Origin of the sequence: Glutamicibacter sp. ZJUTW (assembly GCF_008370855.1) — a bacterium.
GTDB classification, from domain to species: domain Bacteria; phylum Actinomycetota; class Actinomycetes; order Actinomycetales; family Micrococcaceae; genus Glutamicibacter; species Glutamicibacter nicotianae.
In genome coordinates, this window is sequence record NZ_CP043624.1 from 3,196,097 (window position 1) to 3,210,660 (window position 14,564).

General features: G+C 62.2%; 13 protein-coding genes. 11 read left to right on the forward strand and 2 right to left on the reverse strand.

Translation table 11 applies throughout. The features are described from left to right. Positions 1-108 precede the first annotated feature (108 nt). From F0M17_RS15045 to F0M17_RS15055, 3 genes are all read left to right on the forward strand, one after another. Complete coding sequence (locus F0M17_RS15045) at positions 109-1,491, forward strand: deoxyribodipyrimidine photo-lyase (RefSeq protein WP_210416656.1); 1,383 nt, start codon at positions 109-111, stop codon at positions 1,489-1,491. Between the two features lie 322 nt (positions 1,492-1,813). After that, positions 1,814-2,224 (forward strand): DUF4383 domain-containing protein, encoded by a 411-nt coding sequence (locus F0M17_RS15050; RefSeq protein WP_066142563.1) that lies wholly within the window; start codon positions 1,814-1,816, stop codon positions 2,222-2,224. Continuing rightward, positions 2,221-2,895 (forward strand): hypothetical protein, encoded by a 675-nt coding sequence (locus F0M17_RS15055; protein ID WP_149597443.1) that lies wholly within the window; start codon positions 2,221-2,223, stop codon positions 2,893-2,895. Before F0M17_RS15050 ends, F0M17_RS15055 begins: the two co-directional genes overlap by 4 nt. Positions 2,896-2,955: 60 nt before the next feature. Here F0M17_RS15055 and F0M17_RS15060 read toward each other — a convergent pair whose 3' ends face one another. Next, the gene (locus tag F0M17_RS15060) at positions 2,956-4,017 is read right to left on the reverse strand and encodes a 2,3-butanediol dehydrogenase (RefSeq protein ID WP_073706968.1); all 1,062 of its coding nucleotides are present in this window, start codon (positions 4,015-4,017) and stop codon (positions 2,956-2,958) included. 117 nt (positions 4,018-4,134) lie between these two features. Between F0M17_RS15060 and F0M17_RS15065 the strand changes: the two genes are divergently transcribed. From F0M17_RS15065 to F0M17_RS15095, 7 genes are all read left to right on the forward strand, one after another. Further along, positions 4,135-4,737 (forward strand): very short patch repair endonuclease, encoded by a 603-nt coding sequence (locus F0M17_RS15065; protein ID WP_349362301.1) that lies wholly within the window; start codon positions 4,135-4,137, stop codon positions 4,735-4,737. 74 nt (positions 4,738-4,811) lie between these two features. Then, a complete protein-coding gene (locus F0M17_RS15070; RefSeq protein WP_149597444.1) occupies positions 4,812-6,095 on the forward strand; it encodes an MFS transporter in 1,284 nt (427 codons plus the stop codon). A 216-nt stretch (positions 6,096-6,311) separates the two neighbouring features. Next, complete coding sequence (locus F0M17_RS15075; protein ID WP_073706971.1) at positions 6,312-7,856, forward strand: ABC transporter substrate-binding protein; 1,545 nt, start codon at positions 6,312-6,314, stop codon at positions 7,854-7,856. A 1-nt stretch (position 7,857) separates the two neighbouring features. Next, entirely contained in the window at positions 7,858-8,811 is a 954-nt protein-coding gene (locus F0M17_RS15080) for an ABC transporter permease (protein ID WP_246857072.1), read from the forward strand. Then, positions 8,804-9,655: an ABC transporter permease gene (locus F0M17_RS15085; protein WP_073706972.1), complete on the forward strand. Its 852-nt coding sequence runs from the start codon at positions 8,804-8,806 to the stop codon at positions 9,653-9,655. Before F0M17_RS15080 ends, F0M17_RS15085 begins: the two co-directional genes overlap by 8 nt. Next, complete coding sequence (locus F0M17_RS15090) at positions 9,648-11,186, forward strand: ABC transporter ATP-binding protein (protein ID WP_073706973.1); 1,539 nt, start codon at positions 9,648-9,650, stop codon at positions 11,184-11,186. Before F0M17_RS15085 ends, F0M17_RS15090 begins: the two co-directional genes overlap by 8 nt. A gap of 68 nt (positions 11,187-11,254) precedes the next feature. Next, entirely contained in the window at positions 11,255-12,094 is an 840-nt protein-coding gene (locus F0M17_RS15095) for a transporter substrate-binding domain-containing protein (RefSeq protein ID WP_210416657.1), read from the forward strand. Between the two features lie 104 nt (positions 12,095-12,198). On the opposite strand, the gene F0M17_RS15100 is transcribed toward F0M17_RS15095, so the two are convergent. Further along, entirely contained in the window at positions 12,199-12,972 is a 774-nt protein-coding gene (locus F0M17_RS15100) for an SDR family NAD(P)-dependent oxidoreductase (protein ID WP_073706975.1), read from the reverse strand. Positions 12,973-13,217: 245 nt separating this feature from the next. Between F0M17_RS15100 and F0M17_RS15105 the strand changes: the two genes are divergently transcribed. Continuing rightward, positions 13,218-14,555, forward strand: a complete 1,338-nt coding sequence (locus F0M17_RS15105) for an MFS transporter (protein WP_038993016.1) — start codon at positions 13,218-13,220, stop codon at positions 14,553-14,555. The last annotated feature ends 9 nt before the right edge of the window (positions 14,556-14,564 follow it).

The following is a 14,564-nucleotide window of genomic DNA, read 5'->3' on the forward strand; positions in this document are numbered from 1 at the left end:
CACCAGCCTTTTGCTATGCCCGGTAGCCGCCGAGCTAGACGGACCATCCACCATAATTTAGCTAGCCAAGCTAAATAAACACTAGAATGGTTCCATGGAGAATTCCAAATGACTCATTCGGCCTTGCCTACCCAGCTGGTTTGGTTCCGCGATGATCTGCGCACCAGCGACCACCCAGCGTTGAATGCCGCTCTTTCCTCCGGTCCGGTGATCGCGGTGTATGTCCTGGACCAGAAATCTGCCGGCATCCGCCCGCTGGGCGGCGCGGCCACATGGTGGCTGCACCACGCGCTGGCGAACCTTCGCATATCGCTTGGGCAATTGAAAATCCCGCTCATCCTGCGCCAAGGCCCGGCCGCCGGGATCATCGACGAACTCGTGCACGAAGGCAGTGTGCAGGCAGTGCACTGGAACCGCCGCTACGGCCACGCTGAACGCGCCGTCGACATGCAGATCAAGCAGGACCTGCAGGCCCGAGGCGTCCACGCCCACAGCTACAGCGGGACGCTCCTGCATGAGCCTTGGGAGCTGCTTACCAAGAACGACACCGGCTACAAGGTCTTCACGCCCTTCTATAATGCGTTGCGCGACGACGAGATCCGTCCTCCGTTGCCCGCGCCACAGGCACAAGAACCTCTCCCGGACACTAATCTTCCCGCCAGCGACGAATTGGAGAGCTTGGGATTGTTGCCGGCTTTGGACTGGATTGACGGACTCGCCGCGCAATGGGGACCCGGAGAAGCGCCTGCCCGCCAGCGCCTGGAGCAGGTGCTGGAATCAATCGCCGAAGGCTACGCGGAGCACCATGACCGCCCCGATCTGGACGGCACCTCGGCTTTGTCCCCCGCTCTGCGCTGGGGACATCTGAGTGCGCCCGAGATGTGGGATGCCCTAGGCCGCCTTGCCGCCGAAAATCCCAAAGCTGCAGCAGGAGCCACCGCAATGCGGCGCCAACTGGCCTGGCGGGACTTCTGCTGGCACCTGTACTACCATCACCCGCAACTTCCGGAGCGGAATCTGCGTGCGCAGTTCGACCACTTCGACTGGGCCTGGCCTGAGCAGGACCCGCACGCTGCCGACCAGGTGCGGCTCTGGCAGAAGGGGCGCACCGGCTTCGGGCTGGTCGATGCCGGCATGCAGCAGCTCTGGCAGACCGGCTGGATGCATAACCGAGTGCGGATGGTGGCAGCCAGCCTGCTGGTCAAGAACCTGCAAGTGCATTGGAAGGTCGGCGAGCGGTGGTTCTGGGACACCCTGGTTGATGCGGATCTCGCCAGCAATTCGGCCAATTGGCAATGGGTCGCCGGCAGCGGAGCCGACGCTTCCCCATATTTCCGGGTCTTCAACCCGGAACTGCAGGCCAAGAAATTCGATCCCCAGGGAAGCTATGTGGCTCGATACGCGCCGCTGGCCGCGGAGCCCATTGTGGACCTGAAGCAATCGCGGCAGGCTGCATTGGATGCTTACGAGCAGATGAAACTCATCTCATAGTCGCGAAGCGTCTGGCAGCGGGAAGATGAAGCCCGCTGATCCAGATGATCTTCAACTGCTATTCGATGTTTCGGCCCAACGCATCTTCGGCTCGCTGTCTCAACGCATCAGCTTCCTTGCCGAGGGATCCAGAGCATCCTCAACCGAACACCAATGCGAAAACGCCTACCCGCTCACTTGCGTGCCTCCGATGCCTGCAAATAAGTCCAACCAAGACCAATCCGCCTTCCATCCTCCTCCGAAGAACCATTACAGGGCTCCTCCCGGAACCCGCAGAACTCGACGCGGAATAGAATCCGTGTCCCAGGAAGGACTGATTGCAATGCGCACTTCGCCTAACCGCTTGCTCGCAACAATTTTCGGGGCCGTGTACCTCCTTGTCGGCCTGCTCGGGTTCCTTGTCACTGCCGGCGTGGACTTCTTCGCAACAGAGGGCGGGAAGCTGATCATTTTCGAGGTCAACCCACTTCACAACGTGATCCACCTGGCCATCGGCGCTGCACTGCTCATCGCTGGGCTCGGATCCGTGCGTGCTTCCAAGCTCACCAACACCACGGTGGGCGCCGTCTACCTCCTGGTTGGCATTCTCGGCCTCTTCTTGGCCTCGACAGCGTTGAACATCATTGCCCTGAACGGTGCGGATAACGTCCTGCACCTAGCCAGCGCGATTCTCCTGCTGTCGGTAGGGCTGTCCCAGGACCGGACGCCAGCAGCCCATACCGCACGATCATGATTTCCCACGAGGCCATGGAGCCTGCCACCGAACCTGCCACGCAAGGGCGAGATGCAGTTGCGGGCTCCGTTGCCTTCGGCGGCCTCTATGCCGGGATCGCCGGACTGGGAGTCGCGGCGCTGGCCGCGGCCTCCTCCGCCAGCCTGGCATCGGCATTCGGGGTCGGGTCCGCCCCGGCACCGTGGTGGGCGTGGCTCGGCGCGATAGCATCCGCGGCCTGGGCCGGGATGGCGCTGGTGTACGCCGTTGCCAGCCTGCTGAAGGCAGCGGCACCTGCCGTGAAGTTTGCGGTCCCCTGCCTGGCGCTCGTCTCCTCCGTGCATTTAGCCAGCATTGCTCCTGGTCTTTGGGGGTTCCCGGAGGGAGCGAAAAATATGGATCTCACTATTGCTTCCTTGCTGCTGCTTGAGCTGTCGGTGCTGGTGGTCTTCGTGTGGCAGCGCAAGCGGGGGAAGAACTATCCGCACCGGACAGTGCGGTCCAGCAGCCTAGTTGTCCTCGGGAGCATGTTTGCCGGTTCAGTTGCGGTTGCGGCGGTTGCCAGTTTGGGGTTGGCAGCTTCGTCCGCCGGAGAACTGGCGGTACCTCATTCCGAACACGGCATTCACCATTCGGGAGACATCGACCCGGGAATCATTCAAAAGATGAAACAGGCAGAACACCACCACTAGCCGCAGCCCGGGGGCCAGTGCCAGGTATCCTACTGGCCCCCCATAGCCGAGGATTGCTGGCTAGGCCCGCGGATCAACGATGATCTTCACGTGTTCCTCATTGTTGTTGATCAGCTGGTCAAAGCCTTCGGAAATAAGCTCATCAAGTCCGATGCGCCCGGTGATGAACGGTGCCAGATCCAGCTTGCCGCTTTGCACCAATGCAATGGTGTCCGGATGGTCATTGGCGTAGCCAATGGTGCCGCGCAGGTCGATCTCCTTCAGCACCAGCTTGGGCATGTCCACTTCAGGCTTATGCCCCCAAATCGAGACATTGACGATCACCCCGCCGGGAGCCACCGCGTCCAGGAGCATGTCCAGCACCGCCGGGACCGAGGAGCACTCGAATCCGGCATCCGCACCACGGCCACCGGTAGCTTCGCGCACCTTCTCGGCCACGTCCCCGTCCCTCGGGTCGAAAACCTCGTCGGCAACCCCGGTTTCCCGTGCCTTGGCCTTGCGGGCCTCGGAGAGCTCCGAGATGTAGACTTCCAGGCCCTTCGCCTTGAGCACCGCTGCGGTCAGCAGGCCGATCGGGCCGGCCCCGCCCACGATGGCCACCTGCCCGGCTTGGGCGCCCGAGCGGACGAAGGCGTGGTGGGCCACCGACAGCGGCTCGATCAGCGCGGCTTCATCCAGTGGGATCTTGCCGATGGGATGCACCCAGCGGCGTTCCACGACGATTTTCTCCGATAGCCCGCCGCCGCGGCCGCCCAGGCCGATGAAGTTCATGTCCCGGGAAAGCTGGTACTGCTGGCCTTCGCCGGTGTCCACATCCTCGTGGATGATGTAGGGTTCCACCACGACGTTCTCGCCGACTTCGAGACCGGTGACACCCTCGCCCAGGGCGGTAATGGTTCCGGAGAATTCATGGCCCATGGTCACCGGCGCGCTCTCCCCCGAGATCGGGTGCGGATGCCCGGCCGGCGGGATGAAGATCGGGCCCTCCAGGTACTCGTGCAGATCGGTGCCGCAGATGCCGCACCAGGCAACATCGATGGCCACCGTTCCGGGCTTCAGCACCGGCTCATCGATGTCTTCGATCCGGATGTCCTTCTGGTCGTAGTACCGTGCTGCTCGCATGGCTCCCCCTCGAATCTTCCTGCCTGTTCCCGACCGGCCCAATGCCGATCGGTGCTTCCAGCACCCAAGCTACTGCGGCCGCCAGGATTTGAGAACCGTTGCAAGAGGTTTCACCCGATGGCCTCAGCAAGCCATCCAGTCAATGCCCAGCCAGCAACGCACGGCCTGGTTAGCGGCGCACAATGGACTATGGACATCATGTCGGCGGCGCAGCGTTCGCGGCTCATGTCGCGCATTTCCAGCAAGAACACCGGGCCGGAACTGGCCTTGCGCCGATTGCTGCATGCCGCCGGGTACCGTTACCGCGTGCACGGCATCCTGCCTGCACAGCAAGTTGCCCAGCTGCGCTCTTTGCATCCCGGGATCCCGTTGCGGGGCGGGAAGCTCCCCGGTTCCCCGGACCTCGTCTTCAGTGCCCGGCGCAAGGCGATCTTCGTCAACGGCTGCTTCTGGCACGGCCACGACTGCCCGGTGGGCCAGCGCCGCCCCGCATCCAATACGGGTTATTGGAATCCCAAGCTGGATGCCAATATCGCCCGGGACCAGCGCAACCTCGATAACCTGGCCGCGCTTGGCTGGGAATCGCTGACGCTCTGGGAGTGCGAACTGAAAACCATGGATGACGTCCTGCGCAGGGCAGCAAGCTTCCTCGGCCCCGCGCGCATCCTGCCGCGTGGCGCCACCGCGCAGGAGCCGCCCCAGGGCACCGGCGTTGGCTAAGATCGGAGAGTCCACCCTGCCGATATCGAGGCCGCCGGTAGCGGCTAGCCGAACCAACACGTTCCCCGAGGTCCATGAAATCCAGCGCCCCCCGCCTCGAAGTCCCGGTGCTCCTGGGAACACAGACGCTGTTCAATATCGGTTTCTACGCTGTGGTTCCTTTCCTTGCTGTAGTGCTAGCCAACGACTTCCTGCTGGCAGGTACCGCGGTGGGCCTGATCCTGGGTGTCCGGACCTTCGCCCAGCAAGGGCTGTTCCTGGCCGGAGGCAGCCTGGCCGATCGCTTCGGCGCCCGGCGCATGATTCTCATTGGTTGCGCGGTACGCGCCGCGGGGTTCTCCACACTGGCGGCATCGCTGTCCTTGGGCGACCCGCAGCTCTGGCTATTTATCCTCGGCACATTGCTCACCGGATTCGGCGGAGCGCTCTTCTCCCCTGGCCTGAGCATCCTGGTGGGCGCGGCCCAGACCGCTCGCGACAGGGGCCAGGCCACAGGAGCCAAACGGGCCTCCCTGTTTGCCTGGCTGAGCATTACCGGAGAGATCGGCGCCGTGACCGGACCGCTGGTCGGGGCAGCACTGTGGGGCTGGGGGTTCGCAACAGTTGCAGGCTTCGGGGCGCTGTTCTTCATCGCCATCGGATTGTTCCTCGCTGCAGCCTTGCGCCGTCCCGCCCCCGACAGTTATTCGCGCGATCGCTCGGAAAGCCCGGCACAGCCGAAGCACCAGCCCGGCAGCCTGCGGCGCTGCCTTGCAGACCGGAAGTTCGTGGCGTTCTGCGCCTTGCATGCCTCGGACTTGCTGGCATATAACCAGCTCTATTTGGCCATTCCCCTGGAATTGCAACGCACTGGCATGCCCACCCAGTGGCTGGGACTGGTATTCGCTTGGATCTCTGTACTGACCTTGGGCTTGCAATTGCCCGTCGCCTGGATCGCTGCACGGATCGGCGCGGCGGCGACCCTGCGTTGCGGGTACTTCTCGAGCGTTTTGGGATTTGGCGTGCTGGCGTTTCTCCCGGCCTCTGCCTTCGGCGAGCAGACTGGTCCGATCCGCATTCTGTGCGCGGTCACTCTGCTGGCTTTGGGGCATATGAGCGTTCATCCCACGGCCTTGTCGTTGGTTCCAAAATTCGCCGGGCACCGCGCCACTGGATCCTACTTCGGCCTGCTCGCCAGCTGCGGCGGCCTGGCTGTGCTGGTGGGGAACATGCTGGTCGGGTGGCTGCTGGCGCAGGCCGGCCAGAATCTCATCCCCGGCTTCCTGCCTTGGCTTTTCCTCATGCTCCCCTTGGGCCTTGCTGCTTGGCTCGCCGCATTACTCGTGCGACGCTCAGGTGTCCTTGCCCAGGGTGCATGAACTGCGACACATGACGCTTAATCTGCGAAAAATTTCCATACGGCACCCCAACTTTGCACTACTCAGCTTCAACTCTTACAGAACGCTGCACGGGTGCTTTCCTTCCGGTTTTCAAGCGGGGTAATTATCAGCAAGACAAGGCCGCTAATTAGGGTACGCTTACCAAGGCACTATTGCATTAGATGCCAATCCATCACGTAATGCCGAAGGATTTCCATGAAACTTGGACGATTGAGCGCTGCCGCAGGATTCGCGGCCCTTGCCCTCGCGCTGGCCGCCTGCAGCTCCACCTCCGCCAGCTCCGCTCCGGAGAAAGCAGCGGACCCGGAGGCCCGGGTAGTCGTGGCCAACTTCCGTGCCCCGGTCTCCAATTGGGCGCTGGAAAGCGACGACGCCTACGTGCTCTCCATCGCCGGCTGCCTGGAAACCCTGGCCAAATACGACCAGGGAACCAAAACCGTCGAACCGATGCTCGCTACCTCCTGGAAGCAGTCCTCGGACACCGAATGGGACTTCGAGCTGCGCAAGAACGTGGAATTCCAAGATGGCACCATCATGGATGCCAAGGCCGTAGCCGCTTCACTCAACCATGTGCTCAAGGCGACCGCACCGGCCCGTGCGGTGAACCCCAAGACCATCAAGAAGGTCGAAGCCCTCGACGCTGATACCGTGCGGGTCACCACCCCCGGCGCGGATCCGCTGCTGCCCTACCGCATGGCCAGCGTGAACGCAGGTGTGCTCTCCCCTGCCGCGTACACCGGCAAGGGCATCGATCCGATGAATCATTGCACCGGGCCTTTCGCCCCGGTCTCCGAAAAAGCCGGGCAGTCCCTGACCTTGGACCGCAATGAGAATTACTGGGACGGCGAAGTGAAGCTGGCTGGCGGAGAAATCCGCTACATCACCGAAGGCGCCACCCGTGCTACCCAGGTGCAGACCGGCGAAGCGGACATCTCGATGTCCATCCCGGCCACCAGCCTGGCTACCCTGGAGGCCGATGACAAGATCAGCGTGCTGAAGGCCGATTCGCCCCGCACCTCGACCCTGTACCTGAACAACTCGCGCGCTCCATTCGACAACCCGGAGCTGCGCAAGGCCGCCACCATGGCCTTGGACCTGCCGGCCATGGCCGCGAGCATCTACGAAGGTGCAGCGCAGCCTGCCACCGGCCCCTTTGCCCCGAGCGAGCCTTGGGCCAACCCTGACCTGGCCGTACCGCAGGTGAATATCGAAGAAGCCAAGAAGCTGGTGGAAGCCTCGGGATACCAGCAGGAGAAGCCGCTGGAAATCATTGCGATCACCGAACGCGCGGAGTTCGCCGGGGTAGGCGCCATCATCCAGGAGCAGTTCAAGCAGATCGGTTTGCAGGCCAACGTAGTGACCAAGTCCTACGGCGCCGCGGAGCCCGATGTGCTGGCCGGCAAGTACGACATGATCCTCAGCCAGCGCAACCGGATGATCGACATCGCTGATCCGATCGGCTTCCTGCAGTCCGACTACACCTGCGAGGGCGGCTACAACCTGAGCCACTACTGCAACGAGGACTATGACAAGCTGGTCGGCCAGGCACTGGTGGAGAAGGATGAAACCAAGCGCCACGACCTGTACCGCAAGGCAGGCGATATCCTCGCCGAAGACGCCGCGAACGTCTGGCTGGTCAACGAGCAGGCAATTGACGCCGTGGGAGCCAAGGTCCAGGGCTACGTCCAGGACCCGCTGACCCGCTACGTGCTGACCAAGGATCTGGCGAAGACCAGCTAGCGTGTCTCCTCTAACCACCATGCTGCGCCGGGTCCTTGGACTCGGCGCGGCAGTTCTGCTTTCATCCTTCGCGGTATTCCTGGTCCCCTTTGTTTCCCCCGGGGACCCCGTGCGGTCCTTGCTGCGCGCACGCATGGACATCGGGGCTGCCGATGAGGCAACGGTGCAGGCCTACGCGGAGCAATTCGGCCTGCATGACCCGATGCTGGTGCAATTCGGAAGGTGGCTGGGCCGGTTCGCCACCGGAGACATGGGCATCTCGCATATCAGTGGTACCCCGGTAGCCGACCAGGTGCTCCCGGCCATTGGCGTCACCCTATCCTTGGCCGGCAGCGCCCTGCTGGTGGCCATAGTGGCCTCCAGCCTTTTGGGCGTCGCTTCGGCAACCCGCGCCGGGCAATGGCCAGATAGGCTCATCACCTCCATCACCCATGCGCTCATTGCGATCCCTGAATACGCGCTGGCTCCGCTGCTGGTGCTGCTCTTCGCGGTGCGCGTCTCGCTGCTGCCCTCGGCCGGGTTCGATTCCCCTGCCTCGTTGGTGCTCCCGGTCTTCATTCTGGCCTTGCGCCCCATCAGCTTCTTCACCGTCGCGGTGCGCTCGGGGGTGTGCCAGGCTTTGGACTCCGAACATGTGCTGGCGGCTCGTGCCCGCGGGCTGAGCAGCACCCAGGCTTTGGTTCGCCATGTGGTTCCCCACGGACTGCTGCCATTGTGGACCATGGTCGGTGTCTGGTTTGCCGGGTTGCTGGGCGGCTCAGTCATTGTGGAGGTCATCTTTGCCATTCCCGGCATGGGCAGGCTGATCTTCGACTCCATCGTTGATGCTGATATCCCGGTAGCCCAGGGCGGCGTGGTGGTTGTCGTGGCCTGTGCCGTGGTGGTGACCGGAATCGTTGACCTGGTGCACAAGATCAGTGACCCCAATGTGAGGATTGGTGTACGGCATGGCTAGGACTCATTCCAGGGAAATCCTGCTTTCACCTCCCGCGTTCATATTGCTGGCAGTGGTCATCCTGACCATCGCCGCCTCGTGGATTTCCCCTTATGATCCCAACGCCCAGAGCCTGGCGGACCGGTTGCAGGCACCCAGCCTGGCCCACTTGCTGGGCACCGATGCCCTGGGCCGTGACACCTTGAGCCGGGTGCTGCATGGTGGCCGGTTCTCGCTATCGGTAGCACTGATCACCACGCTGTTCTCGCTGCTGGTGGGCACCGCACTGGGCCTGCTCAGCGCGGTGCGCGGCGGCTGGCTGGATGAGCTCTTCCTGCGCGTGAACGACTTGCTGCTCGCGTTGCCCGAAATCGTGATTGCGCTGCTGATCATCGCGGTCATGGGTCCCGGATTCTCCACCATGGTGCTTTCCGTGGGCGTCGTGGCATGGACCCCCACGGCACGGTTGGTGCGATCCATGGCGGCCCAGGCATTGAGCACCCACCATGTCGAGGCCTCCAAGCATGTGGGCGCTTCACGCTGGTTCATCCTGCGCCATCATGTCCTGCCCTTCGTCGCGGGTCCGGTGCTGGCCCAGGCCGCTTTGCGCTTCGGCCTGTTGCTCGTATTGCTCGGCTCATTGTCCTATCTGGGCATCGGAGTCCAGCCGCCGCAGTCCGACTGGGGTTCGATGCTGGCCGAGGCCCAGCCTCATGCGATCCGCTCCCCGTGGGGCATGATTGCACCGGGCGCAGCCATCTTCCTGGTCAGCTTCTGCGTTACCCTGCTGGGCAATCGCATCACCCACGTGCTGGGCGGGCAGGACGTGCTTGCTACCGAGGCCAAGGCGGAAATCCATGACTAGAGAACTTGAATTCATTGATCTCTCGGTCAGCTCCGGCGATCAGCGGTTGCTTTCCGAGGCACGTGGCGCCTTGAGAGCCGGCGAACTGGTGGCGGTGGTAGGGCGTTCCGGTTCCGGCAAGACGCTGCTCACCAAGGCGATTATCGGCCTGCTGCCCCAGCAGCTGCGTGCTGAGGGGAAGATCCTGCTTGATGGCCAGCGCCTTGACCAGCTGGACGAGAAAGCCATGGACTCGGTGCGCGGACGACGCATCAGCATGCTGTTCCAACAGCCTAAGCGCGTGATGAACCCGCGGTTGACCATCCGCGCGCACCTGCTCGAGGCCTTGGGAGCCCACGGCTGGGGCAAAGCCCGCCAGCATGAGGATCGGGTGCTGTCCTTGCTCGAGGAAGTAGGCCTGTCTCCCGCCAAGCAGATTGCCGGCAAACGCCCGGACCAGCTCTCCGGCGGGATGGCCCAGCGCGCCATGCTTGCCATCGCCCTAGCCGCTGATCCGGAGTTCATCCTGGCCGATGAACCGACATCATCTTTGGATTCGATCCTCAAGTCCGAGGTGCTGCAATTGCTGCGCCGCAAGCAGCAGGAGCGCGGCGTAGGCGTCCTGTTCGTTACCCATGACATCGCCAGCATCCAGCACATCGCGGATCGCGTTGTAGTAGTCAGCGACGGTCAGATTGTGGACCAGTGCCCTACCGCGCTGATCTTCTCCAAGGACCGCCACTCCAAGACACGCGAGCTGGTCGAAGCCAGCTTGCCTCCTCTGCGCACGCTCCGTGCGACGGATTCGGCATGCTTGCTCGAGGCGGTGGACGCGGGCAAGAACTATACGCGCCGCGCAAAAGGCCCGGCAGCGTTGAACCCCACGAGCTTGCGCCTGCACGGTGGCCAAGTCCTGGGGGTGGTGGGCCGCTCAGGTTCCGGCAAGAGCACCTTTGCCAGGCTGCTGGCCGGGTTGGAACAGCCAACCACCGGTCGGATCATTCATGCGCACCATAATGGCGAAGCAACCCGGGTGCAGGTCATTGCCCAGGAACCGTATTCCTCCTTCGATCCCCGGCTTACCATCCGCACTTCGATGAGCGCGGCGGTGCACCGGCTGCCGGCAATCCAGGCCGGCGAGCGCATGGCGCAAGCCATGGCCCAGGTGGGATTGCCCGAGCAATTGCTGGATCGCAGGCCGGGCCAGTGTTCAGGCGGCCAGCTCCAGCGACTGGCTATCGCACGTGCGCTGCTGACCGAGCCGCAGGTTTTGATCTGCGATGAATCCACCTCGGCACTGGATTCGGTAGCCCAGCGCCACATCCTCGACCTGCTGCTTGATTTGCGCGAGCAAATGGGGCTGAGCCTCGTGGTCATCTCCCACGACATGGACGTGATCCGCTATGTGAGTGATGACGTGGCAGTGTTCTACGAGGGCGAGCTGGTGGAGCATCGCCCCCTCGACGATTTCCTGGCTGACCCGGAACACCAGCACAGCAAGGACCTCGTGGCCGCGCTGGACATCACCGCTGCGGTTCCTTCCGCCAGCTGATTTCCGCTTCCGCAAGAAAACCCGGAAGTCTTGTGCCCTGATTCGGACGGCTTATAGATTGATGGACTATGACCGACAGTTCACAGAAGAATCCGTCCATCACCCGCCGGTTGCCATTGCTGTTCCTATGCGCGGCCTTGTTCCTTTCAGGCTGTTCGGCTCCAGCCCCGGAATCCGGCGACGACCAGAAGCCAGCTTCCGACAGCACCCGGCTGGCCAGCGTAATTGAAGCCGGAACGCTGAAGGTCTGCACCACCGGGGACTACCGGCCGTTCACCTACCTCGACCCGGAAACCGGGGAATGGTCGGGAATCGACATCACGATGGCCAAGGATCTTGCCGAGTCCATGGGCGTCGAACCCGAGTTCATCCAGACCTCATGGAAGGACTTGATGCCGGACTTCCTCTCCAAGTGCGACATGGCAGTAGGCGGGGTTTCCATTTCCATGGAACGTGCCCAGCAGGCCTACTACAGCGAAGCCACACTGGACGAGGGCAAGACACCCATCACCCTGTGCGAGAACGTGGAGAAGTACGACACGATCAAGGAAATCAACCAGCCCGGGGTCCGTTCCATCACCCCGATCGGCGGCACCAACGAGAAATTCGCAGACGCGAATTATCCCGACGGGGAAATCATCCGCTTCGAGGACAACAACAAGATCTTCGATGAGATCATTGCCGGACGGGCGGATGTAATGACCACCGATGCCTCGGAAACCCGGTGGGTGGCCAGTGAGCATCCCGAGCTGTGCGCAGTGCACCCGGACAAGCCGTTCAACTTCTCCCAGAAGGCCTACCTGCTGCCGCTGGGTGATGACGAGTTCCAGGAGTACGTGAACCAGTGGCTGAACATGGCCAAGAACGACGGGACGCTCGCCGCGGCCGAGAAGCCCTGGTTCGGGTAACGGCCGCCAGAACATGACAATAAGCCAGCGGCCACGACCCGAAATTTATCGGAGCGTGGCCGCTGGCTTCCTCTTTTCCTCGAACTTGCCCGGACCTCGAACTGCTAATGCATGTGGCTGCCACCATTGATATCAATAGTGGTGCCGGTGAGGTAGGAAGCACCTTCGGATGCCAGGAAGCCGATGACCGATGCGACTTCTCCAGTGGTTGCGGTGCGCCCAATGGGGATTCCCGCGGCAATGGCCGCTTCCTGCTCGTCGGTGCTGCCAACACGGATATTGGTATCCACAGCGCCTGGTGCAATCGCGTTGACGGTGACGCCGCTGGCCGAGATCTCACGGGCCAGCGCCTTGGTGAAGCCAAGGATTGCCGCTTTCGCCGAGGAATAAGGAACCTTGCCGAAGACGCCGCCGCCACGTTGGGCTGACACGGAGGACATGTTGATTACTCGTCCCCATCCACTGTCGATCATTTCCGGCAGGAATGCCTTGGTAACCAAGTACGTGCCCGTGGCGTTGACGTTCATGATCTTGTTCCAGATATCCAAAGTCGTATCCAGGAAATCCACCGGGGACGTAATACCCGCGATATTCACTACGGCGCCGGTGGGAGGCAGCTCCTGTGCGGCGACGCGCGCTGCCACTGCCGCCTGCGCCGTGGCGACCGAGGACTCGTCGGCGACGTCGATCTCGTGGCCGAATGCCGGCACGCCAAATTCTTCAGCAATCTCCGCGGCTACGCGCTCGGATACGGCGTGGTCCAGATCCAGAATCGCTATGCCCCAGCCTTCCCGGGCTAAGTGCCGGGCGGTTTCGATGCCGATCCCCTGGGGCGAGGTTGCACCTGTCAGTACAGCAGTGCGCTGGATTTGTTTCATCGGATTCCTGCTTTCAATTCGGCTCGCCCTAATAACAATGAGGCGAACTTAGTGGTTATGGTGCCCTGCCTTGGACAAGCGCACCAAGAGTTTGTGGTGCACACCACGATAGTTTTGTTTACTGTTGACAGTCAACTGTTAAATTTTCTATTGACAGACCTTGTGCAGTCGCTCACACTTCTATTAGTGTTGACTGTCAACAATGAAAGTTGCCCGTATCCAACAACTCACGAAGGGAGCCACCCATGAGCAGCGAAACTCTAGAAATGCGTGGCCCGATTCACGGCACCAAGGACGCCAAGCGCGTCGCGATAGGCTCCAGCGTTGGAGCCACCATTGAAACCTACGATTTCATCGGCTTTGGCACCGCTGCCGCCCTGTATTTCGGCCACGCATTCTTCCCGGGCACCGATCCACTGCTCGGAACGCTGGCATCATTCGCCACCCTGGGCGTAGGCTTCGCCGCCCGGCCGCTCGGCGGAATTATCGGCGGCCATCTCGGTGACAAGATCGGGCGCAAGCCGGTACTTGTCACTTCGCTGATCGTCATGGGCCTGGCCACTTTCTTCATCGGTTTACTGCCCACCTACGAGCAAGTTGGCGTGCTCGCTCCAGCGCTCCTGGTTTTTGTGCGCATCGTCCAAGGACTGGCCTTCGGCGCTGAATGGGGCGGGGCAATCCTGATGACCTATGAACACGCACCATGGAAGCAAAAGGGCAGGTTCACCGGGATCGTCCAGTCCGGATTCCCAGTAGGATTGCTGCTGGCCAATCTGGTGTTCCTGCTCAGCGTGCAACTGCCTGGCGACTGGGGCTGGCGTGTTCCATTCCTTGCCAGCATCCTGCTGGTCATCGTTGGACTGGTCATCCGCTCGAAGGTCCCGGAGTCGCCTGTGTTCGACGATGTCAAGAATTCAGGGCAGATCGTCAAATCGCCGATTATGGATGTCATCCGCACCGACTGGCGCAATATCCTGCGCGGCATCGGGTTGCGCATTGCCGAGACCGCAGGCTACGCGGTCTCCATCACCTACATGATCTCCTACCTGCACACCACAGGCTTGGCGGCGAACTGGCAAACGCTGACCGCTCTGAGCATCGCCTCGGCCGTTGGCATCTTCGCGACCTATCGCTGGGGCCGGCTCACCGACCGCGTCGGACGGCGCACTGTCTACCTGTTCGCTTGCGCCTTTGCCGCGCTCTTCGGCATTCCAATGTTCCTGATGGTCAATACCGGCTCGTTCCTGATGATCATCGCCACGATCGTTATCTCCTATGCGATCTGCCAGAACTCCATGGCCGGCGCCCAGGGTGCCTGGTTCCCCGAGCTCTTCCAAGCAAAGACCCGCTCCTCCGGCGCATCGCTGGCCTACCAGATCTCAGCCATGGTTTCAGGTTTCACACCGTTCATCACCACCTTGCTCTTCATGCAGTTCGGCTGGATGGGCCCGGCCGCGCTCTTCATCGGCTACGCGCTGATCGGCTTGTGGGCGGCACTGGTCACCAAGGAAACCTGGGGCGCACGCGAACGCCGTCTGGCCGACCAGGCCATCGCCGCGAATCCGCAGAAAAGCTGCGTCTGATCCCGGGCA

Coding starts and splice junctions, on each gene's coding strand:
- F0M17_RS15050 (WP_066142563.1), top strand. CDS start 1,814: ATGCGCACTTCGCCTAACCGCTTGCTCGCAACAATTTTCGGGGCCGTG.
- F0M17_RS15090 (WP_073706973.1), top strand. CDS start 9,648: ATGACTAGAGAACTTGAATTCATTGATCTCTCGGTCAGCTCCGGCGAT.
- F0M17_RS15105 (WP_038993016.1), top strand. CDS start 13,218: ATGAGCAGCGAAACTCTAGAAATGCGTGGCCCGATTCACGGCACCAAG.
- F0M17_RS15070 (WP_149597444.1), top strand. CDS start 4,812: ATGAAATCCAGCGCCCCCCGCCTCGAAGTCCCGGTGCTCCTGGGAACA.
- F0M17_RS15095 (WP_210416657.1), top strand. CDS start 11,255: ATGACCGACAGTTCACAGAAGAATCCGTCCATCACCCGCCGGTTGCCA.
- F0M17_RS15055 (WP_149597443.1), top strand. CDS start 2,221: ATGATTTCCCACGAGGCCATGGAGCCTGCCACCGAACCTGCCACGCAA.
- F0M17_RS15075 (WP_073706971.1), top strand. CDS start 6,312: ATGAAACTTGGACGATTGAGCGCTGCCGCAGGATTCGCGGCCCTTGCC.
- F0M17_RS15045 (WP_210416656.1), top strand. CDS start 109: ATGACTCATTCGGCCTTGCCTACCCAGCTGGTTTGGTTCCGCGATGAT.
- F0M17_RS15060 (WP_073706968.1), bottom strand. CDS start 4,017: ATGCGAGCAGCACGGTACTACGACCAGAAGGACATCCGGATCGAAGAC.
- F0M17_RS15085 (WP_073706972.1), top strand. CDS start 8,804: ATGGCTAGGACTCATTCCAGGGAAATCCTGCTTTCACCTCCCGCGTTC.
- F0M17_RS15100 (WP_073706975.1), bottom strand. CDS start 12,972: ATGAAACAAATCCAGCGCACTGCTGTACTGACAGGTGCAACCTCGCCC.
- F0M17_RS15065 (WP_349362301.1), top strand. CDS start 4,135: ATGGCCTCAGCAAGCCATCCAGTCAATGCCCAGCCAGCAACGCACGGC.